At 66.4% G+C, this 19,416-nt stretch carries 22 protein-coding genes and 2 pseudogenes; 11 read left to right on the top strand and 13 right to left on the bottom strand.

Annotated features, from left to right (window positions below; translation table 11 throughout):
- Nucleotides 1–296: 296 nt before the first annotated feature.
- Nucleotides 297–2,321, bottom strand: coding sequence for a lactonase family protein (locus tag KXC43_RS48020; protein ID WP_221383003.1), 2,025 nt, complete (start codon nt 2,319–2,321; stop codon nt 297–299).
- 71 nt (nt 2,322–2,392) lie between these two features.
- Here KXC43_RS48020 and KXC43_RS48015 point away from each other — a divergent pair, with 71 nt between their 5' ends.
- Nucleotides 2,393–2,650 (top strand): hypothetical protein, encoded by a 258-nt coding sequence (locus KXC43_RS48015; protein ID WP_221383002.1) that lies wholly within the window; start codon nt 2,393–2,395, stop codon nt 2,648–2,650.
- A gap of 528 nt (nt 2,651–3,178) precedes the next feature.
- Here KXC43_RS48015 and KXC43_RS48010 read toward each other — a convergent pair.
- The 8 genes from KXC43_RS48010 to KXC43_RS47975 form a co-directional block, all read right to left on the bottom strand.
- A complete protein-coding gene (locus tag KXC43_RS48010) occupies nt 3,179–3,493 on the bottom strand; it encodes a hypothetical protein (protein ID WP_221383001.1) in 315 nt (104 codons plus the stop codon).
- Nucleotides 3,494–3,515: 22 nt separating this feature from the next.
- Nucleotides 3,516–4,133, bottom strand: a complete 618-nt coding sequence (locus KXC43_RS48005) for a hypothetical protein (protein WP_221383000.1) — start codon at nt 4,131–4,133, stop codon at nt 3,516–3,518.
- On the bottom strand, nt 4,130–5,494 hold the full coding sequence (locus KXC43_RS48000) for an IQM protein middle domain-containing protein (RefSeq protein WP_221382999.1): 1,365 nt from the start codon (nt 5,492–5,494) through the stop codon (nt 4,130–4,132). Before KXC43_RS48000 ends, KXC43_RS48005 begins: the two co-directional genes overlap by 4 nt.
- Nucleotides 5,491–5,832: a type VII secretion target gene (locus tag KXC43_RS47995; protein ID WP_221382998.1), complete on the bottom strand. Its 342-nt coding sequence runs from the start codon at nt 5,830–5,832 to the stop codon at nt 5,491–5,493. The genes KXC43_RS48000 and KXC43_RS47995 overlap by 4 nt, the downstream gene beginning before the upstream one ends.
- The gene (locus KXC43_RS47990; RefSeq protein ID WP_221382997.1) at nt 5,819–6,229 is read right to left on the bottom strand and encodes a YbaB/EbfC family nucleoid-associated protein; all 411 of its coding nucleotides are present in this window, start codon (nt 6,227–6,229) and stop codon (nt 5,819–5,821) included. Before KXC43_RS47990 ends, KXC43_RS47995 begins: the two co-directional genes overlap by 14 nt.
- A gap of 170 nt (nt 6,230–6,399) precedes the next feature.
- Complete coding sequence (locus KXC43_RS47985; RefSeq protein ID WP_221382996.1) at nt 6,400–6,735, bottom strand: hypothetical protein; 336 nt, start codon at nt 6,733–6,735, stop codon at nt 6,400–6,402.
- Nucleotides 6,732–7,877 (bottom strand): TRAFAC clade GTPase domain-containing protein, encoded by a 1,146-nt coding sequence (locus tag KXC43_RS47980; protein ID WP_221382995.1) that lies wholly within the window; start codon nt 7,875–7,877, stop codon nt 6,732–6,734. Before KXC43_RS47980 ends, KXC43_RS47985 begins: the two co-directional genes overlap by 4 nt.
- Nucleotides 7,878–8,637: 760 nt before the next feature.
- Complete coding sequence (locus tag KXC43_RS47975; RefSeq protein WP_255646095.1) at nt 8,638–8,925, bottom strand: hypothetical protein; 288 nt, start codon at nt 8,923–8,925, stop codon at nt 8,638–8,640.
- A 148-nt stretch (nt 8,926–9,073) separates the two neighbouring features.
- Here KXC43_RS47975 and KXC43_RS47970 point away from each other — a divergent pair, with 148 nt between their 5' ends.
- Complete coding sequence (locus KXC43_RS47970) at nt 9,074–10,024, top strand: nucleotide kinase domain-containing protein (RefSeq protein WP_308129590.1); 951 nt, start codon at nt 9,074–9,076, stop codon at nt 10,022–10,024.
- Between the two features lie 34 nt (nt 10,025–10,058).
- Complete coding sequence (locus tag KXC43_RS47965; RefSeq protein WP_221382993.1) at nt 10,059–10,310, top strand: hypothetical protein; 252 nt, start codon at nt 10,059–10,061, stop codon at nt 10,308–10,310.
- Nucleotides 10,311–10,328: 18 nt separating this feature from the next.
- Here KXC43_RS47965 and KXC43_RS47960 read toward each other — a convergent pair whose 3' ends face one another.
- The 4 genes from KXC43_RS47960 to KXC43_RS47945 are packed head-to-tail and all read right to left on the bottom strand — an operon-like array spanning nt 10,329 to nt 12,791.
- A complete protein-coding gene (locus tag KXC43_RS47960; RefSeq protein WP_221382992.1) occupies nt 10,329–11,126 on the bottom strand; it encodes a thymidylate synthase family protein in 798 nt (265 codons plus the stop codon).
- Nucleotides 11,123–12,070: an ImmA/IrrE family metallo-endopeptidase gene (locus KXC43_RS47955; protein ID WP_221382991.1), complete on the bottom strand. Its 948-nt coding sequence runs from the start codon at nt 12,068–12,070 to the stop codon at nt 11,123–11,125. The genes KXC43_RS47960 and KXC43_RS47955 overlap by 4 nt, the downstream gene beginning before the upstream one ends.
- The gene (locus KXC43_RS47950; protein ID WP_221382990.1) at nt 12,067–12,501 is read right to left on the bottom strand and encodes a helix-turn-helix domain-containing protein; all 435 of its coding nucleotides are present in this window, start codon (nt 12,499–12,501) and stop codon (nt 12,067–12,069) included. The genes KXC43_RS47955 and KXC43_RS47950 overlap by 4 nt, the downstream gene beginning before the upstream one ends.
- Nucleotides 12,502–12,503: 2 nt before the next feature.
- The gene (locus KXC43_RS47945; protein ID WP_221382989.1) at nt 12,504–12,791 is read right to left on the bottom strand and encodes an acyl carrier protein; all 288 of its coding nucleotides are present in this window, start codon (nt 12,789–12,791) and stop codon (nt 12,504–12,506) included.
- 128 nt (nt 12,792–12,919) lie between these two features.
- Between KXC43_RS47945 and KXC43_RS47940 the strand changes: the two genes are divergently transcribed.
- The 8 genes and pseudogenes from KXC43_RS47940 to KXC43_RS47910 all read left to right on the top strand — a co-directional run bounded on the left by KXC43_RS47940 (nt 12,920) and on the right by KXC43_RS47910 (nt 19,346).
- Nucleotides 12,920–14,389, top strand: coding sequence for a nucleoside triphosphate pyrophosphohydrolase family protein (locus tag KXC43_RS47940; protein ID WP_255646089.1), 1,470 nt, complete (start codon nt 12,920–12,922; stop codon nt 14,387–14,389).
- A gap of 45 nt (nt 14,390–14,434) precedes the next feature.
- Nucleotides 14,435–14,623, top strand: a pseudogene (locus KXC43_RS53440) (MazG C-terminal domain-containing protein); the annotation flags it as partial.
- Nucleotides 14,624–14,640: 17 nt separating this feature from the next.
- Complete coding sequence (locus KXC43_RS52160) at nt 14,641–14,775, top strand: hypothetical protein (RefSeq protein ID WP_255646088.1); 135 nt, start codon at nt 14,641–14,643, stop codon at nt 14,773–14,775.
- A gap of 15 nt (nt 14,776–14,790) precedes the next feature.
- Nucleotides 14,791–14,964: pseudogene (locus KXC43_RS53435) on the top strand (hypothetical protein); the annotation flags it as partial.
- 108 nt (nt 14,965–15,072) lie between these two features.
- The gene (locus tag KXC43_RS47925) at nt 15,073–16,032 is read left to right on the top strand and encodes a TylF/MycF/NovP-related O-methyltransferase (protein WP_221382985.1); all 960 of its coding nucleotides are present in this window, start codon (nt 15,073–15,075) and stop codon (nt 16,030–16,032) included.
- 34 nt (nt 16,033–16,066) lie between these two features.
- Nucleotides 16,067–17,095, top strand: coding sequence for a nucleotide kinase domain-containing protein (locus tag KXC43_RS47920; protein WP_221382984.1), 1,029 nt, complete (start codon nt 16,067–16,069; stop codon nt 17,093–17,095).
- Nucleotides 17,096–17,987: 892 nt separating this feature from the next.
- Nucleotides 17,988–18,551, top strand: coding sequence for a flagellar M-ring protein FliF C-terminal domain-containing protein (locus KXC43_RS47915; protein WP_221382983.1), 564 nt, complete (start codon nt 17,988–17,990; stop codon nt 18,549–18,551).
- A gap of 456 nt (nt 18,552–19,007) precedes the next feature.
- Entirely contained in the window at nt 19,008–19,346 is a 339-nt protein-coding gene (locus KXC43_RS47910) for a hypothetical protein (RefSeq protein WP_221382982.1), read from the top strand.
- Nucleotides 19,347–19,416 lie beyond the last annotated feature (70 nt).

Raw genomic sequence — 19,416 nt, 5'->3', positions numbered from 1 at the left:
GGTGCAGCCACAAATGCTTCCTCCCCATGATCAGTCGATCATGTTTGAGAAGCTCCACGAAAGCGGGGGGAACTCAAGCCGAAGGACCTCCCGCCCCATCCGGGGGTCACGGGTGAGGGGCAGACCGGACGGGTGAATCGCGTGAACCTTCGTTGATGCTGTCGGGATGCCAGCACCGCGGGTCTGCAACGGCCATCACAGGGCATGCCCCGAAGCGCCCAGGCTCGGGCCAGCGGGGGTCCTGGCGCCATGATTTTCGCCCCCTATGCCCAGGTGGTTCGATGTCTCGAACGTGTTCATTGGCCGGTTGGTGGTAGGCAACTCTGCACTGACAGCGAGAAAGCTGTGATGGTGCCGTCCCGTGGTGCAGCGAGATACAAGTGCCGCCCGTCCGGACTGACTACAACGTCGCCCGCACCGCGGATGGGGCCGGCGTCGGCGCAGCGCGGGTCACCATCGGTTGAAGCGGTCTGACAGGTGTCGACCGGTGCCATTGCACCGCCAACCGGGTCTCGGGCGAACGCCGACAGAGTTCCGAAACCGAATGCCGCGGCATACACGGTGTCGCCATCCGGGGCGGCAGCAAGCCCGTTCGGCAAGGCGATTCCCACGACTTGCTGACAGCCCGTCCCGCCCGCGTAGTCGGCGTCGTGCACACAGCCACCGCGGCCGACAAATTGTTCGAGCTTCCCTCCCGCGAGGCGCGCAAACACGGCGATGGTGTGCGCGTCGGTTCCGCTGGCATACACGTGTCGGCCATCGGGGCTGACGATGACCTCCTGGACGAATGCCAGGCCACGGGCAGGTGCACATGCCAGATCCTGACGCGCACCGCTGTCGCCGCTCCAGCAGCCAAGCCAGGTCAATGCGCCGCTGGCCGGATCACGAGACAGGGCAACGACAGCGCTTGATTCGCGAGCGACCACGTATACTTGCCGGCCGTCTGGTGTCACTGCCACCGCGGCAGCCCCGTTCAGGCCGGGCGCCGCGACGCAGCCTGGCGGCACCGATGCCGGGTCTGCCAAGCACTGGGTCGGCGCCAATGCGCCGTTCGCCGAGCGGGCGAACACGGAAATCGTGCCCTGGAGCGAGGCGACGTAGAGGTGCCCACCGTCCGGCGTTACCGCGACTCCGTTGGGATCGGCCAGGCCCGGAGCTGATAGACAGCCGGTGACAGCGGCCCGGGCATCGGCGACGCAGCCGACCGGGACGAGCGAGCCACTGGTCGGATCCCGGCTGAAGGTAACCACGGCGTCCGATCCGTTGGCAGCGACGTACAGGCTGGTGCCGTCGGGTGCCATGCCGAGCCCTGCCGGGGAAACCAGGCCAGGCGTGGTTGCACAACCGGAAGGCAAGGCTGCACTGTCGGCAACGCACCCGGCGGGGCCGTCCGGCTGTGTCAGAAGCCCGGACGTAGGGTCGCGTGCCAGGACAACGACGGCGCCGCTGTCGCGCGCGCTGCCGTACACGTGCCGGCCGTCGGGGCTAACCGCGAGGTACCTCAGCCATGCGGTCGCGCGCGCCTCGGCGCACGGCGCGGCACCAACACAGCCGATCCGCGTTGCACCGCCAGGGAACCGCGGTGCGATATCGGTGTGGGCCGGGTACGCTGCGGCCTGTCCCGCCCACGTGCGAAAGCCCGCGGCAAGCACGCGCAGCTGGGCCGTTGTCGCAGAATCGGTGAGGATCTGGTTCGCCGTCTGACCTTCGGGCGGGTCGGCGCCGCCGAGCAGACGCGCAGCATCGCTCGCCTCGGCCTGATCCAAACCTATCGTCTGAAGCCCATCGAGCAAGGCAGCGCGTGTGGCATCACCCGGAATCATCACGCGTGTCCTTGCCTCATCAAGGGTCGCCTTCGGAATCTGGATGGATTCCGCACCGTGCGCGGTAGACGTTGCGGCCAGCGTCTTCAGGTTCGCCGGCAGTTCGCCGAGCAGCCGAACCATCTCCAAGGCATGTTCACGGGCGTTTGCTGTCTGCCGGGCCAGCCACAGCTCATCGCCGGCCTCCCTCGCACCCAGCGCCCGTTCGACGGCTTGCAGGTACGCCCGGCTGTGGCCGAGGCTCTGGGCTAACGCGACCGCAGGACCGCGGATGCTCTGCACCGTGGCGGCATCGATGCCGGCCGCGGCGAGAATCGCCTCGATGTCTGCAACTACAAGAATGGGAAGGACGCGAAAGTTCGGATCCGGCGGGTCCTCCGACATGCGATCGAAATACAGCGCCAGCGCGGCGGCCAGTATCGCCAGGACCTCACACAGAATGGCGCCAATTTGCAACCCGGGTACGAGAGCTAGTGCAATGGCAGATGCCTGATACATGGCGGCCAGGAAGCGGCGGGATCGCGGCGTTCTGGATTCGTGTCCCAGGTGCCAGGATCGAGGCTCAACCGATGGTATTCCTGGGCTCCGAGGGCGAGCTGGCGGTCATCGCGCGGAACTTGGGTGACTACCTGTGGCTGCTGGCAAATGGGGTCGGCCCCTTAGAAACGGTCGACGGCCTCCACCGCGTGCCGGAACCGATTTCGGCGCTCGTCGCCCTCGCCCAGCGCTATACCGGCATCTCGGCACGCTCCGTCGAGGCAGTGGTGGACGCGGCTACCGAAGAGCTGCCAGCGTTGACAACCCTCGTCGAATCAGCGGCGCGATAGCGAGCAGTATTCGCACCGCCACGCCAATTTTCGGCATCTCACCGACATCCGGATCTGCAGCGATCAAACGCGCGGCTCGACGAATGACCCGTCACATCGCGTAGCAGTCGACTCAGCCGCCCAGCGGGCCTTGGCCAGCACCGGCGGGTGACGCCACAGCACCTGCGACTGTGGAACCTGCGCGCGACCAACACGGTGGCGACCACGGCTGCGATCCAGACGCTCCACCGCACCGGCTCCCGCCATCACGCTCGCCGCCGGTGGCGGCAGAACCGCCGTCTGCAACGCCGCCGTGTCGGGGGTGCCGGCGGCCGCGAGGTCACCCACAATTTCGACGGCGAGTGCTGCCCTGCGCATGGTTGACCGTATGCGCGCGACGGCACCCGAGGACGAAGACAATTGGGCGTTGATGCCGAAACCGCCGGCTCGCTGACCCGCTCGAGCCGGGTCTTCGCCGCATCGGTGATGTCGCCGGCGTCGACCCTCGTCGCCTCCGCAAGTCGGCCAGGTCGTTGCGGCAGGTCCCGCTCATCGCATCGCGTAGAGACCGTAGGCGCCGCCGATCAGCAGGATCGTTCCCGCGATCCCGTAGACGAGGGCCTTCGACCAGATCCTGTCGAGGGTCACCGTGTCGTCTGTGCGATGCAACTGGATCGAGAAGAACGCGGCCGGCACGAAAGCGCACCCCGGGATGAGCGCGACCATGACGTTCAACAGTGGGAAGCGCGCTCCCTGGAACGCGCCTGCGATCCCGGCGATCAGCACGACGACCCAGACGAAGACCAGGAAGAGCACGAGTGTGCCGATCCAGCGGCGTATCTGCGTGGCAGCGGTGACCGCCATCGGGGCACTCCGGTCGGTTCTCTTACTTTGAGAGGGCGGTGATGTCGGTAGGGCGTAGACCGCTCAGCTGTTGGAAGTGGGTGATCGCGGCGGTGGCGTCATCGGAGCCGCGAAGCAGCAGGGCGAAGGTCGTGGATCGGGGATCGACCGATCCCATGAGCGCGATGACTTCGCCAGTGCGCAGCTGCAGGATCAGCACAGGGAGTTTGCCTTCGCCGGCCGGTATGTGGTCGAAGGGGAAGCCGACGGCTCCGGTGAGTTGCAGGGTCGGCCGATTGACCTGAGCGATCACAGCGGCGTCGCCGAACGACGGCCACTCGGCCACGTCGATCTTGCGGAACTTCGGGGGCGGCCAGGGGCGTCGTTCCTCGAGCAGCTGGCGCACCCGGCGTAGAAAGTCGACCAGGTCGGGCTCGGTGAATCGACGGCTCATCTCGGCCGTCTCCGGATGCAACGCGCCTCGGCTCAGGGTGTGGTCCATCGCTTCGGCGTACACGGCCGGAGGGTGTGCGAACAGCCGGCCGTCGATCAGATTGTCGACCATCCGGGCGGCCATCGCGTCGCTCAAATCCGGAGCGCCGTCGATCGGATACAACAGCTGGTTCATCAGGCCGCGAACGTCGCCGGGGTCCATGCTCATCGTCTGTTGCCGCCCCATCCGTACTGTGCGAAGTCGGGATCAGTGCTCAATCCCTGATCCCGCAGGCTTTGTAGTGCGATGTCGTTATGCTCGGCCCGCGGCTGATAGTGCCCGCTCTGGTCGGTCATCGCCACCAGCCTGCCGTCGCGAACCTCGATCTCGCCCGCGCCAGCCACCGATTCACCGCCGAGCAGCGACGAGTGATGGATGCGGCCGGGGAACTGGTCGAGCGTGGCATACAGGTTACCGCTGCCGTCCATAACGAAGATCGCGCGGCCTTGACCGGACCAGTGCGTAGAGCCGGCCGACGTGTCATACAGGCTGCCGTCGGCGGCACTACGCAGGTTGCCGTCACCATCGACGAACAACCGGTGCGCCTCGCGCTCGACCTCGTCCATGTAGTGCACCGTGTCCGGCCGGAACGCGCGGTTCGGGTTGTTCGGGTCGTTCTCGCCGACGTAACGCTGACCGAGATGGGCGTCGGTCGGCAGGTCGTTGCCGCTACGCGGCGGTGGCGGCGGGTCACCTTCACGCCACCTGTGTCCGGCCGGGACGTCCGGGCCGTCACTGCCCCTGCCGCCTCCGCCAGTGGCCGAGCGCATCAGCTTGGCCAGCTCGTCCTTGAGACCGGTCAGGATCTCACCGAGCGATTCAACCTTCGGCAGCAGCCGGCGAAGGCTGTTGAGCAGGCCCCGGATGAACGTCTGGATCTTGTCGACCCACTTGGCGACCAGCGCGGCGACCTGACCGATCACCACCGGGGTGGCCAGCCCCAGGGTCAGACCGGCCTCGGCCAGCCATTGCGGCAACCGCGCCGCCAAGGTGCCCACGAACTGGGCGATCAGGTCACGGACGATGCCCCGGACCAAGCCGACCAGCAGACTGGCGCCTTCGACGGCGTACGAGATGCCGCCGGCTGCCGACGAGATGCCCTGCATGACCTGGGCGACAAGCCCGGCATGCTGCCGGTAGGCGTCACCGGATCCGCCCGCCCAGTCGGCGATCTCCTGACTGAGCGCATCCATGTACTGCGCCTGCGCGTCGGCGGTGAACGTGGAGACGTTCTGCCAGGTGGTCGCGTGCGCGGCGATCGCGTCGGGGTTACCGGCCAGCCAGTCCAGCGCCTCTTTCAGCGGCCGGACGTGTTCCATCAGCCAGGACACGCCCCACGAGACCAGCGAGCCGAGCGGGTCGATCGCCAGGCCGAGGATGTCGAGGCTGCCGCCGACCCCGCCGAGCGTGCCGTCGACCCAGCTGTTGTCCTGGATCCCGGTGGACACCTGAGCGGCGCTCTCGACCAGGCCCAGACCGGTGTACCAGGTCGTCGAACTCTGCTCAGCCGCAACCAGCGGATTGGTCACAGCGGAAGCTCCAACGCGGGACGCTCACCGTTACCCGCCCGAGTGATCCGCTGCCCGCTCGCAGTGTCAGCAGCCGACATGTCAGCGGCCGTGGCCCGCAGGTTCGCCGCTGTCTCGGTCAGCACATCAACGGTCTTGTACATGGCATCCAAGCCCATGCCGAAGACCGGGCTCAGGATCCCGGGCAGGAACTGGCACAACTGCCCATACGCGCCGGTGTCCATCGTGACCTCACGCACCGCCGACCGGGCCGTCTCCATCGAATCGGAAACCCGCTCAACGCTGCCGGCATGCCGCTCCACCATGTACCCGGGAAACTGGACCTCACCGGCCGGCATCGTCGCGCTCCTGACCGTCGCCACGCTCGGCCTCGGGGAAACGCGTCTCGAACGAATGGATCACCGCCCGGCCGGTCTCAGTGTCGGAACCGACCGTCTGCTCGACCTCAACCGACACCTGACGGGCCAGCCGCGCCTGCGCCTGACGCATCACCGACACGATCCGCTCGGCAAGCTCCGGCCCACGCACCTGATGCACCCGGTCATCGAGCTCCAGCTTCTCCACCTGCCCGGACGAACCGACCGTCACTTTGATCGAACCGTCCGAGCTCTGCGCACTGCCCGTCAGCGCCGCAACCCGGCGCGACAACACCGCAGCACGCTCAGCCTGAGCACTGACACTGGCGGTCCAACCATCCAGCCAGTCCTCAGCAGCATCGATGTCATAAGGCGACACGGCTTCCCCCTCGTATCGAAGGCCGTGCACAGAGTAGCCGCACCAGTCACGCGCATCCCGCCAAGCGAAATCCGGTCAACCGGCGGGCATAACACCCCCTACTGCCCGACCCCGAACAGGGCTTGCAGCAGCTCCTCGGTCCCACCGGAAACGCGAACGGGCGATCGGCTTCAGGCAGGCGGCCGGGGCATCTGCCAGACCCGCTCGAACTCCCCGGCTACCTGCGGCCATACGAGCGCAAGACCGTCCGCCACCGTATGGATCTGTGCCGCCTGCGGTCCGCAGACGACGAACTCATGCGGAATCACCCGGCCGGACTGGTCCTTGCGCCCCAGCGGATCCGCGATGCGTAACGCCACCCGGTCCCCGGCAATGTAGCAGGCCTGCTGCGCGTCACCGGCGCCCGCGAAAGCGGCTTCGTACTCGCGCAGAGGGTCCGGGAACTCACCGGTGAGCAGGAAGCGGAAACCCCACGACCGGCCGCGGGTAGCCCAGATGAGGCTCATCGCACACTCCGGAGCAAGATCTGGTTCTCTTCGCCCGTCTCCAGGTCTATCCGGAAGCCGGTCAGCGTGGCCGAGAGGAACTCTTTCTTCGACAGCGCCTCCGCGTTCGCCGCACGGAGCTTGTCCCCGGCCAGTTTCGCCGCGTCGCTCAGAAGGTCAGGACCGACGAGGTTCATCAGCAAACCCAGCGGGCCGGGCATTCTGGTCCGGGCCAGCAACGCGGATGCCAGGTCGCCGGCACGGCCGAGCAAGCCCTCGAACACTCGCGTCGGGAGCTGCTTCAGATCGTGCCACCGGTGGTGCCGCTCGAAGGGCAGGATGGCGGCCAGCGGCAGGATCAAATCCAGTCCCACCCGCTCAAGCACTGTGATCTTTCCCGGCTCGAACTTCGCCGACGAGAGCAGCACGAAATCCTCGCCGACCGACAACGCCTCGCGGCCCTCTACCAGCCCGCCGATCGCCTCACGCAGCTGATCAAGGTCGTCACAGGCCTTGGCGACGAGCAGATCACGAAACCGGTAGACATCCATGTGCGGCAGCAGGTCGGCCTTCGACAAGGCCATCACCCAGATCCGGGGAAACTGGGCGAGCGGCTTGCCGTCCTCCAGCAGCTCGTCCCGCAACGAGAGCACGCCGTTGCGGAAGTTGCTGAAAAGCGACTTCAAGTACCGATCCTCCTCTCCCGCGTGGTCGAGCAACTTCTGACCGTCTACCAGCAGCAAGGCGACGTCCGAACTCAGCAGGGACCGGAAGGTGTCAGCACGGCGCTGAGCCTCCTCCTCGCTCTGCACAGAATGCTCGAACCATTCCCCCGGATAGTCGTGCCAGACCACCCGCAGCACGTCGAAGGGCCGCGACTTCGCCGCCACCGGATCCGACCCGTCCTTCATCTGGACCCTAAATCCATACGACGTGGCGCCGAACCGAGTGGTGAGCGGCAGCGCCGCGTCATCCTTCATACCGAGGTAGTTCTTGTGCAGCCGGTTACCCTGCCCGATGTCCTCGGCCAAGACATGAAACAGGCTCTTGCGAAGATACTGCGGCTCCTGCGCGGCACCGTAGAACGACGAGAGCAGAACGGTCTTGCCGCTCCCGCCCTCCCCGAACACCGCGATGTGCTGCTCGAACGCCCTCTGTTGCATGCGAGGACCTTACGCGAACCGGCGGCCGTCACCATCCGCCGGCAGAGACCCCCACGCATCCGGAAGAGGCGATCGGCAGCAGCCTGAACTCGGCTGTCCAGGCTTGTCTGGCAAACCTCACCGGGTCGACAACCCGTGAGGTGGTCGCAGAGGCTCCGCCCGCTCGCCTGCGCCTGGGCAGGACGAGCGACGGATGCCTGGCAGCAGTCTCCACCCGGCATTCCCCCGTGCCAGGCTCGCCGTAGCGGATACCACTAAAACAACTCAGGCCGCCGCAGGTACTCTATGACCGCGGGCCGCTAGCTCAATGGCAGAGCTGTGGACTTTTAATCCACAGAAAGCCTCTCTGCCCCTGCTACTGAACGTAAAGCATCTTCATCCGGATTATCGCCCGCGAATCCAGCAGGATGCCGCCGAGTATCGGCAGGTCAGAGCGGTCGTTACTCATTGTGCTCGCCAAGCCAGCGATTGCTGGGCGCCGAAATCCGGATTCTAGGCATGGAATCCGTCCAGGGTCGCTGGCATCCGATCACCCACGGAACACCCGCGGCCTCGCTTGAATGCCACAGTCTGGCCCGTCGCGCCGTCGTTTTCGTACATCGCAAACGTCGACGGCACCGCTCGCTGGTCGCCGAACACGGGCAGCCAGCCTGGATGCCGCTGGACTGTGACTGGGACAGCTAGCTAATTTCCCGAGGGCCCAGACGGATCCGGAAGGCGGTGCGCGCGTAGGTCGAGCCTGTCGCGGGTCGAGCCGTTTCTAGCTCGGTGCGGCGCGCTGTCGACCGCGGTGTCGCACCGCAGGAAGTTGGGCGGCGTCTGCTGCCTTGCGGGTGAGGTCGCCTACTCGGCAACCACCTAGGTAGCGCTGCGCTAACGCGGCGATGTCGGCGGCGTCGGCACTCGCCTCGGACGCCAGCGCCGACAGCATTTGGGCACGGCTGATCAGGACTCCGCGGCTTGCGGCCAGGCGCACGAGGTGGTCGAGGTAGGCATCGACCTCCGTTGGCCACTGCACCGAGGTGTTGCGGCGCGGCGAGTCTTTCATCAACTCCACCGGGCCTGCCTCTCTGGAAACGGCTACGTATCTAATATATATTAGCTAGGTGTCAACTGGCGTCATAGATCACGGAGCGCGTGCAGAGGCGGATCGGTGGGCGGTCACCGTCGCGGGCCGCCGCCTGTCACCGAGCCCGGTGTTCGACACCTACTGGCGGTTTGCGCAGGCCCGGCAGGACATCTACCTGCGGCGGTTACGCGGCGATGCAGGGCCGTGGACGCACGATCCGATCCTGAGTCACTACAGGTTCACGAACTGCTACCGCGCTGCGGACCGCGTCAGCCAGCAACTGATCCGCGACGTCATCTACAGCGGCGACCAGGATTGGGCTGAGGTCTTCTATCGAACGGTGTTGTTCAAGCTGTTCAACCGCTACTCCACGTGGCAGCGCCTCTCCGAGGCATTCGGTGCGGTGGCTTGGCGTACGTACGACTACGCCGCGATGGACCGGGTACTCACCGACGCCCTCGCCGCCGGGGAACGGCTGTACTCGGCCGCCTACGTCATTCCGCCGCCGCGACTCGGTGAGCTACGCAAACATCGCAACCATTTGCGGCTTATCGAGCTGATGATGTCGTCCGCGGCCCCTGCACGCATCGCGGACGCCAGCAGCCTGCGTGAGGTCTTCGAAACCCTGCGATCCTTCCCGGCCTTCGGAAACTTCCTTGCGTACCAGTTCGCGATCGATCTCAACTACGCGGCCGACCTGGACTTCGACGAGATGCAGTTCGTCGTGCCCGGCCCGGGTGCTCGCGACGGGATCCGCAAGTGCTTCGGCAAGGCCGCCGACGGGATCGAGGCGGATGTCATCCGCTTCGTCACGGATACCCAGGAACAGCATTTCGCCCGGCTGGGGCTGTCGTTTGCCACGTTGGGCGGGCGTCGACTTCAGCTGATCGACTGCCAGAACCTGTTCTGCGAGGTCGACAAGTACGCCCGGCTGGCGCATCCCGACATCACCGGGATCAGCGGCCGGACCCAGATCAAGCAGCACTACCGGCATGACACCCGGCCGCTGACCGCCTGGTTCCCGCCGAAGTGGGGAATCAATGACCGTCTCGCCGGCGCGCCGGCACGTGCGGCATGATCACCGTCTCGTCCCAACGATCCAAGGAGCGCCGATGCCAAATGGCCAGCAGAGCGACGGCGAGGTCTCGTACGCCGACGCGGTGACCGTGCTCGCGACCGCGTTGGACAACCTCGGCGCCCGCATCCACCGCGACCTGCACGTGGAGAGCAGCTACATCGACGTCGGTGACGACCCCGAGCTCACCGAGGTCCTCACCGACTTCTCCAGTTTCGCGGACCGCTGCCTGGCCGCTCTGAACGACCCGACCGTGAAGCGTGCCTTGGCGGCTACCCGCGCCGCGTGACCGGGCGGCCACAAGGGGTTAAACCACCGCGAGGTCGGTGAATTCGTCCAGCATGTTCGAGACCGGAATGACCGGCGGTTCGAGCCACGCCATCCCGGCCACCACGGTCAGCTGACCCACTTTCAGCCCGGTCTGCCGGGCGACGTGGGCCAGAAGCCCACTGAGCCCGAGATAGTTGCCGTAACCGCGCTTGAGCAGGTACTGGTAGCGGTAGTGCGCGAGAAGATGCACGTACTCTTCGCCCTCCTGCTGGAACGAGCAATGGCTCAGGCACGGAAACGCCATCGCGCTGGTATCGGTGCCCGGGACGAAGACCTGCACGTTCATGGCGTCGTCGGGCAGCCCTAGGCCGACCTCGTAGCGGGCACCCTTGGGGATGCCTCCGTTGAGCTCGACCGTGATCGTCCTGATCACCTCGCTGATCTGATCCCAGGGCCCACCCGAGCCCGGTTTGCGCGGGTTCGGCGCGGACGGATAATTGATCATCCGGCCGAAGTAGGTGCCTTTCTTGTTGTCGCGGTACCGCGTGGTCAGCAGCGGGTAGATCTTCATGTAGCGCTCGACCAGTTCGGCGTGATCGCGGCTGGAACGGGCGAACGCGGCCGGGAAGATCGTGTTGGCGACCGTCTCGACGCTCTGCATGTTCTGCCCGGCCAGCAGCTGGTCCATGGCGGCGCGGACCGCCGGGACTTCACCCACCGGGTCTGCGATCCGGACGACGCTGTGGATCGCCTTGCGCTTCGGCGCGGCGTCGAGCTTGGCCGCCGCAGCCAGCCAGGCGGTGGAGATGTTGTCGGCCTCGACTATGAAGCTCATCGTCGTGCTCCGTTCCGCGGCCCGACGAGCAACGGCTTGTGTGCGGCGGCGAGCAGCCCTCGGCGGTCCTCGGGGGTCGGCATGAGGGTGCCGGACCACAAGGTCTGCCCGGCGGGGGAGGTCACCGTCAACGGCGACGGCAGGTCGATGTTGCCGGCGATGTCGAATTCGGCGCCTTCGTCGAGTTCCACGGCGTGGGGGTTGGCGAGCATCATCACGGCGGCCGGCCCGGTGAACGTGGGGCGGTCGCTCAGCCGCGGGGTGCGCACGATCAGCCGGTCGCCCTGTTCGACGTGCAGGTCGCTGCCGTCGGTCAGGCTGGTCAGGTCCCACACCCGGGCCGGTGGCTGGCCGGTCTGCCCGCTCACCCGGGCCCGCAGCCGCGCCGGCTGCACGCTGCGCCATCCCGCCGCGACGTCCGGCGTGGCCATGTGCAGGTGCTGCAGGTGGCGCACGGCGCCGCGGAAGGACGTGCCCAGGTGCAGCGACAACTGGTAGACGTCAGCGGCCTCGCGCGGGATGTCAAGACCGAGCCGGGTCAAGATGGTCTTGACCGCCCGGATCGGCATGAGGAACCAGGCCGCGAAGGCCTCGGCCTGCTTCTCCTCGTCCGGCCATTTGTTGCGCGGCAGGCCACTGAAAAGGTCCGGGCCATCGGCCAGGCAGCGCTCGTGGCCCATCTGGGCATGACCGAGCTCGTGCGCACCGGTGTGCCGGATCGTCGCCTCGCTCATGGTCGAGTTCAGCAGGATCCCGCCATGCCGTCCACGCCCAGGCGGCATGTAGGCGCCGAACAGGCTCGGCATCTCGTCACCCGCGACCATGAGTCCGCTGCGGCGCAGCGCCTCGAACACGTCGACGAAGCCGTCCTCCGGCAACCCGAGCCGGTGGTGGAGATTCGCCGCCGCGATGCTGGCGACCCGGTGCGCGATCAGCCAGTTCACGAAGCCGACCCCCGACGCTGCGGAACTGACCGGCGCGGCTCGTCTTCCCCGGCGGCCTCGGCCTCGGCGTCGGACTGATACGACTGCTCGAGGAACTGGGCGAACTTCATGACCTGGGTCAGGTCCTCTTGCCGCAAGTTGTTGAGCCGGCGTGGCAGCCCAGCGACCGCGTGCGCGGCCGGGATCGCGTCGACGTCCTCGTCCAGGAAGTAGCCGACCGGGTACCGATACAGTCGGGCCAGCTTCTTCAGCTCGATGCTGTCGACCTTGCGGGCGCCCCGCTCGATCTCGCTGATCGCGACCCGGGAGATCCCGGTCTGGTGGGAGACCCACTGCTGGGTGTAGTTCAGATACTCGCGGATCCGCCGGAGTCTCTCGCTGAGGACGGCCGAGTCACCACCCGGTCGTTCGGTGTTGGGGTGGATAGTCATGATCATGCGCTCCTGTCGCCGGTGACGACGGCGTCCCGCACGATCGTGGCGAAGTCGCGTACCGAGCGCATCGCCCGGGCAGAGTCGACGTCAGCCGGAATCTCCACGCCGAGTTCCTGCTCCAAGCGCGTGAGTATCTCCACGATCCGCAACGAGTCGATGGGCAGCTCGGCGCCGCCCTCCTCAAGCTCTTCGCGAACCTCAGCCTCTTCCTGGCCGCGCTCCAGCGCGAGCAGGCGCACCACCACGTCAACGATCTCATCCACGGTTGGACCGGTCACGCTCTCCACGTACTCGCCTCTCGCCGTCCGAAAGTCATCGTCGCGATGGACCCTACTCGGAGTATCGTAGCCTCAGCAATCAGAAGTCGCGATCTTGATGGCACAGGCAACATCACTTAGGGGGTCTCGACGTGGAGATGGCGACGTACCAGAGCGCCGCAGCCAAGACGATCCAACCCGTCCGCGGGGGCGGTGACTCCCTGGTCGTCCCGCTGCTCGGCCTGGCGGGCGAGGCCGGGGCAGCCCTGAACGCCTACAAGAAGCACCTGCGCGACGGGCCGGCCGACCCGCAGTTCCGCGCCCGCATGCGCGAGAAGCTGGGCGACGTCCTCTGGTACCTGGCGACCGTAGCCGGCCACCTCGATCTCGATCTCGACGACATCGCGACGGCCAACCTGACCAAGATCACCGACCGGTGGCGACCGAGCCTGGCGTCCTCGATCCCGTTCGACGCCGACCTCGACCCGATCGAACAGCTTCCGCGGCAAGCCGACTTCACCTTCACCGTGAGCACGACGGACGGCCGCGACGTCTCGGTGCTCTCCTGCGCCGGAGAGCAGGTCGGCGACCCGATCACCGACGCCTCGCACATCGCCGACGGCTACTGCTTCCACGACGTCTTCCACCTGTCGTATGCCGCCGTCCTCGGCTGGTCGCCGGTCATGCGGGCTCTGCTCAAGCGGAAACGGCGCAGCAATCCCGAGACCGACGAAGCCGAGGACGGTGGCCGTGCGGTCGTCATCGAGGAGGGCATCTCGGCCCTGGTGTTCGGCTACGCGAGCCGCCACGAATACCTGGAGGGCAAGAGCCACGTCGACAACGACGTGCTGAACACCATCACGGGCATGGTGGCTCACCTGGAGGTCGCCGCGCACCGCGCCGCCGATTGGGAGAAGGCCATCCTCACCGGCTTCACGGCCTGGCGCGAGTTGCGCCGCCGCCGCGGCGGCACCGTGCGGCTCGACCTCGATGCTCAGACCCTGGTCGTGCTCGACCCCGACGGCGAACCGCACACGGCACCCTCGACGTCCGCGGCCCGCGACTTCCGGCAAGCGGTCATCAACCTGCACCGCGGCAAGGACGCCGCGTACGGCGACTCGTGGAAGCGCCGCGGCGAGCAGATCTCAATCCTGGCCAACATCGCCCGCAAGGTCGACCGCTTCACCCTCGTCGCCGAAAGCGGCGTGACGACCGCCGACGAGAGCACCGTCGACACCGTGGTCGACCTATACGTCTACGCCCTCAAGTACCTCACCTACCTGGCCGACCAAGACTCCACGGCAGTGCCCGACCTTCCCGACCGCTCGACAGCGGCAGGCCCGTGGAGCGACGGACCCGACGGGCTGGAACACCTGGTCGCCGTGTTCGACCTCACCGCGCTCACTGACCTCATCGCCTCACCGTCGCTCGTCCCCGTCGCCGCTGATGTCGACCGGACCTTCACGGAACTGGAGGCGTGCTTCCCCGCCGCCGGGTCGGCCGCGCCCCTCACGACCCGTGCCCGGCTCGCGGTTGACCTGGCCGCCCAAGCCGTACGCGCCGTCGCCGTGCTGCGCGAGACACAGCCCGATGCCTACGCGGCTTTCATCCGTTCAATTCGGAATTGATGGATTTCAAGCGCCATTGGCCTGGGCAGCGACCAGCAGCGGGTGATGCCAACACCCCTCCCGATCCGCGTCTCGGGCGAATTGCCGCGCTGGGAGTTTCCGGCATACGCGTCGGCAACGCCCGCGGGGGTGGTGCTCCTGGCCCATCTCGGGTTCCTGGCGCTGCTGGGCTGGTCACCCCACCTGCGGGCGCTGCTGCGCCGCAAACGCAAGAGCGACCCGGTCGTTGACGAATGCGAGGACGGCCGACCGTGCCATCTTCGCCGAGGAGGGCCTGGCGGCTGTCCTCGCCCGGCTCGCGGAAACCAGGATCGGGGTTCCGCCGGTACGACGCCGTCACCCGCGACATCGTCAACGTCGCCCGGGCCGTCACCACCGGCCTCTAGGTAGGCGAGGTCCCCGGCTGGTTGTGGCAGCAGGCAATCTGGCAGGGCTTCCGGGCCATGAAGCACTTGGTCGTGCACCGAGGTGGCCTGCTGGTCGCGGATCTGGACGCCCGCACGCTTACCTTCCATCCTGCCGGCACCGTCCCGCAACCGCGGCCGGACCAGTGGTCGTCGCAGACAGCAGCTTGACCGCTGCCGGCGAACCCATCCGCATCAACCCCGCCCCTACTCCCCGGGACGGCGCCGCAAGCAAATCAACGAGCAGATCACTGAAACGCGAACCGACCAGGAGGCGGCATGCACCACGAGGACTTCACCAAACTGGCCGAGGACGTCGAGGTCGAGCTACTGCACGGCGCCACGACCGTGGCGATCCTCGGCGCGACCCCCACAGCGCTACGGCTGCTGGCACGCCTGGCCGGCTCTGGCCTTGACAGCTGCGTTCGCGGTATCTACAGCGCCGCCCCGGCGAAGGCACCTCTGCGGGTGCCGACCCTGCCCTTCGAGGACTTGCAGAACTACCAGTGTGACGTCGTGGCCGTCGCCGACGACGCGGGCAAAGAAGACCTGCTGATCAGCGCCCTACCCTTCCTCCAGGGCGCACCCAAGGTCGTCGTTGCTGGCTACGGTCACCTCGCCTATCGCGATCCCACCTACCATGAGGAACTCGCGCGTCTCCTGGTGCCATCGCTCGCCAACGGATACCCGAACACCCTGGCACATCTGCATCAATGCCTCACCAACGCAGCACGGCTCGGACTGCAGGGCGTCGTCGCCGAGTTCGGCATGTTCAAGGGCGGCACCACCATGTTCCTGTCGCGCATCGTCGAACGGCTCGGCGTCCGCTGGCCCATCATCGGCTTCGACACCTTCGACGGCTTCCCGGCCCGCCGCAGCCCGCTCGACATGTACGACCACCCCGACTGCGTCTTCACCGATCTCGAATCGGTACGCCGATACCTCGCCCACCGGCGGGTCGAGATCGTGCCCGGCGACATCGCCGCCACCGCCAGCCGTCTCGCCGCCGAAGACCTGATCTGCACCTTCATCGACACCGACAACTACACCCCGGCCACGGCCGCCGTCACCGTCGCCCAAGAACGGACCCTGATCGGTGGCGCCATCGTGTTCGATCATGTCACCGGCGTCGACCGGTTCCGGTACACCCTCGGTGAGCGTCTCGCCGCCCGTCCCCTTCTGGGTGACCCTCGGTACTTCCACCTGCACGGAACGGGCGTCTTCTATCGGCAGCGGTAACCGCAGCTCTTGCCACGTCCGTTAGGTTGACGTGATGACTCGCCGGGCACCCACACCACGTGCAGGCGTATACGACCTGTACTGGTACTACGCCAGCCAACGGCAGGCCATGTTCGAGCGCCGCGTCGCCGGCCAACCCGCGCCGTGGACCAACGACCCAATCCTTTCCACGTACAAGTTCTGCAACGTGTACCGCGCGGCCGACCGGGTCAGCCAATACATGATCCGCGACGTCTGCCACCACGACGAGGACTGCACACCACAGGATCGCGTCTTCCAAATCGTCGCGTTCCGAACCTTCAGCAAGATCGACACATGGCGCAGCGTGCGCGAGTTCCTTGGCCGGTACCCGACCCTAGACGACCTCGCCGACGGCCGGTTCACCGCAGCCCTCGACGCAGCCGCCGCCGCGAACGCACGCCTATACACCGGCGCCTTCATCCTTTGCGCCACCGACGCCTACGGCCAAGGCCGCAAACACCTCAACCACGTCGAACTCTGGCGGCACATGTTCCTCGCCGAGGACCTTGCCGACCGGATCCTCGACGCAGGCAGCCTGCGGCAGGTCTACGACCTGCTGCATCGCTACCCCCTCATGGGGGACTTCATGTCATACCAGACCGCCGTCGACCTCAACTACTCACCGCTAATCAACTTCAGCGAGAACGACTTCACCCAAGCCGGCCCCGGAGCACTTCGCGGAATCCGGAAATGCTTCGAAGACCTCGGCGACTACCAGCCCACCGACGTGATCATGTGGATGCTTGAACACCAGACCGAAGAACTGGAACGCCTCGGCCTACCTTTCCAAGGCCTGTTCGGTCGACCGCTTCATGCCATCGACTGCCAAGGGCTGTTCTGCGAAACCGACAAATACTGCCGCGAAGCCGTCCCCGAACTTGCCAGCGCCCGAAGCAGGATCAAAGCCCGGTTCAATCGGAACCCGGCGCCGATCCCACTCTTCTTCCCGCCGAAGTGGGGCATCAACGACGCACTACCGGCCGCAGCGGTTCGACCTGCTGCAACGACGGTGGTGACGAATCAGCAGCTCGCCATCTTCTAGGGTGCGCGCTGACCAAGTAGACTTGACACATACCGACGCCTCTGGGGAAGAGATGCCGCCACGGCAGGCGCTCAGGAAGTAAGGTTTCCCAAGGGGCCTGACGCGGATTCATCAGCTCGTCGATGCGACTGCTGAGGAATGCGTTATAGGCGTCCTGGGCAGCGGCATAGTTAATGCCAAACTGTCCGAGGCGATCGGCGATGGACCGGCCGTGCATCTTGATGGTCGTATCGTGGGTACGAGGGCAGTCGGAGACGGTGAGTGCGTCATCGCGGATGACTGCCAGCACCTCTAGTTTCTCTGGGCCAAGGCGAGCGACCTTATAACGGCCCACGCTGATGACGGGGTCAGAGTCATACCGCTCAGGAACAACATGCCGATGTTCTCCTGCGCCTGTTTCATCATCCGTCGCCCCGAGGGCACGCCCAAGAGTCTGTGTAACAGCCACCACGTCACGCCCATAATCTTCCGCCCTCCCAGCGTGTGTTCTCCTCCGTGGCTGCGACGAGCCGCCACGTTCGCGCGGGCACCACGATCCATCTCCCGCCGAGCGAGCTCCGTGCCGCCGAGCGAGCGCGGCCGCCAGCGGCGAGCCGTCACGGACTGTGATGCATGACGAAGTCGGCGCCGACACGCTCTCGTGTCGATGAGAGTGCACCTGATCTTCGCGGGACTCACGCAACCGCACAGGACCGGCTGAGAGCAAGTCGCCACTGCCGCACCGGACAATCGACCCGCATCACGTCAGGCCGTTCCCTGCATTCCCCGTCTGTCCGGGTCAAAGCCCCAACGGCTGGGGACGTGTGCCGTCGAGATGCCGGAGATGTCAAGTTGGCGCATCACGTGCCGATGATCAATACGGCAGCTCCAGAACAGAACGGCAGGATCCGACATGGCGAATATCGGTGGCAGGGTACGCACGTTCTCGCTCCTCGCCGTCCTAGTCGTCACGCTTGTCGGTATCGGTGTCCTTTACGGCGTACGGTCATCGCGGCCCAGCGCGTTGCCGACGTCGGCGGTCGGGCCGGCGGGGACGCTTGTGCCCTCGCGAGTGGTTGATCCAGCGGCCGAGGCGGTTAAGGGGAAGCTGAATCGGTCGCTGCAGAACATGCTGGACAGCGTCCTCGGGCCGGGAAACAGCGTCGTGGTCACGACCGTGGAGCTGGGCCCCTCAGCGTCGAGTTCTATTCCGGACCCGGCCGTTGCTGGTCTCGAGCGCAGCCCGGCGGAGGCGGAACGCGATGACGAGATAGCCCGGAACAACGCGATCAACCAGGTCGACGAAATCCGCAGCCTAGAGCCGGGACCGATCACGCGGCTCGACGTGGTCGTTCGGATCCTCTCTGGCGGCTCCAGCAACATCGATCCCGCCCAGGTTCAGCAACTGGTCAGCGCCGCCGCCGGCATCGATCCGAGCCGCGGAGACACGATCACGGTCACCATTGCGCCCCGCTGATCACCAGCTGTTGTAGGAGCAGCCTGCATACGGCGATGGCGACAACTGGATGATCCCGGTTCAGCTCCATGTGAGCAGCACCATCCACATGCTCATGATCACGTGCACTCTTCTGCCGCCGAGCGTGCGCGCCCGCCGCAGGAAGCCATCACGCGACGTGACCATGCGCCCGGCCGGCCCGCGCACGCTTCTGCCGCGGATAAGGCGCGCGCCGGGCTACTGGACTCGAACCGGTTCATACCTCGCGGTCGTCAGCACGGGAGGGCTGGTAACGGGCTTTCCCATCCGCCTTTGCCCTGCGCGCCACACGAGCGTAGTTGTCGACCAGCGACGCTGTGCGCGGGTTCTGGACGTGCCCTCTCATGGCCGCGAACAACGCGCGGCCGGTTCAGTCGGTACGTGGCACGGGGTCAAGCCGATGAAGAGCTGGAGGCACGTAGCGGTAACCTCCCTGGCGTGGGCCTTGATGTAGAGCTTTTCATGTTCGAGCAGGAGGGCTCGAGCCCACGGCGACGGTCTGTCGAACTGGCGGTAGTAGGCGACACTCGATTCCGGTTCGTCCAGGCTGTCGAACGCTTGCGGCACTCAGGTTCGACGCCGATGCTGGACCGTATCGACCCGTACGGAACTCTGGAACTCTCCTCGGACGAGATGCCGCAGTTCCTCAGCGAGTTGGACCAGATGCTTGCCGCGGCTGTCGACGACCGGCAGCACCAGGTGATTGAGGCGGTACGCAGCCTTGCGGAACGGTGCCGCGATAATCAGCGTTTGGCCCTGCGATTGGTCGGTGACTGAGCCTCTCCGGGGGCCGGACCGGCCGGATCCCACGCACTCACATGCCGCGATCCGGGTGCTACGCAGAGTT

This window comes from Paractinoplanes polyasparticus, from assembly GCF_019710575.1.
Lineage (GTDB): Bacteria > Actinomycetota > Actinomycetes > Mycobacteriales > Micromonosporaceae > Actinoplanes > Actinoplanes polyasparticus.
Note: the sequence above shows the minus strand (reverse complement) of the source record. Positions and strands in the feature narration are given on the sequence as shown.

Bases quoted from the DNA above. Each gene is read 5' to 3' on its own strand.
- KXC43_RS48020 (WP_221383003.1), bottom strand. From the start codon at position 2,321: ATGTATCAGGCATCTGCCATTGCACTAGCTCTCGTACCCGGGTTGCAA.
- KXC43_RS48015 (WP_221383002.1), top strand. From the start codon at position 2,393: ATGGTATTCCTGGGCTCCGAGGGCGAGCTGGCGGTCATCGCGCGGAAC.
- KXC43_RS48010 (WP_221383001.1), bottom strand. From the start codon at position 3,493: ATGGCGGTCACCGCTGCCACGCAGATACGCCGCTGGATCGGCACACTC.
- KXC43_RS48005 (WP_221383000.1), bottom strand. From the start codon at position 4,133: ATGAGCATGGACCCCGGCGACGTTCGCGGCCTGATGAACCAGCTGTTG.
- KXC43_RS47995 (WP_221382998.1), bottom strand. From the start codon at position 5,832: ATGCCGGCCGGTGAGGTCCAGTTTCCCGGGTACATGGTGGAGCGGCAT.
- KXC43_RS47985 (WP_221382996.1), bottom strand. From the start codon at position 6,735: ATGAGCCTCATCTGGGCTACCCGCGGCCGGTCGTGGGGTTTCCGCTTC.
- KXC43_RS47980 (WP_221382995.1), bottom strand. From the start codon at position 7,877: ATGCAACAGAGGGCGTTCGAGCAGCACATCGCGGTGTTCGGGGAGGGC.
- KXC43_RS47975 (WP_255646095.1), bottom strand. From the start codon at position 8,925: ATGAAAGACTCGCCGCGCCGCAACACCTCGGTGCAGTGGCCAACGGAG.
- KXC43_RS47965 (WP_221382993.1), top strand. From the start codon at position 10,059: ATGCCAAATGGCCAGCAGAGCGACGGCGAGGTCTCGTACGCCGACGCG.
- KXC43_RS47960 (WP_221382992.1), bottom strand. From the start codon at position 11,126: ATGAGCTTCATAGTCGAGGCCGACAACATCTCCACCGCCTGGCTGGCT.
- KXC43_RS47950 (WP_221382990.1), bottom strand. From the start codon at position 12,501: ATGACTATCCACCCCAACACCGAACGACCGGGTGGTGACTCGGCCGTC.
- KXC43_RS47940 (WP_255646089.1), top strand. From the start codon at position 12,920: ATGGCGACGTACCAGAGCGCCGCAGCCAAGACGATCCAACCCGTCCGC.
- KXC43_RS47925 (WP_221382985.1), top strand. From the start codon at position 15,073: ATGCACCACGAGGACTTCACCAAACTGGCCGAGGACGTCGAGGTCGAG.
- KXC43_RS47920 (WP_221382984.1), top strand. From the start codon at position 16,067: ATGACTCGCCGGGCACCCACACCACGTGCAGGCGTATACGACCTGTAC.
- KXC43_RS47915 (WP_221382983.1), top strand. From the start codon at position 17,988: ATGGCGAATATCGGTGGCAGGGTACGCACGTTCTCGCTCCTCGCCGTC.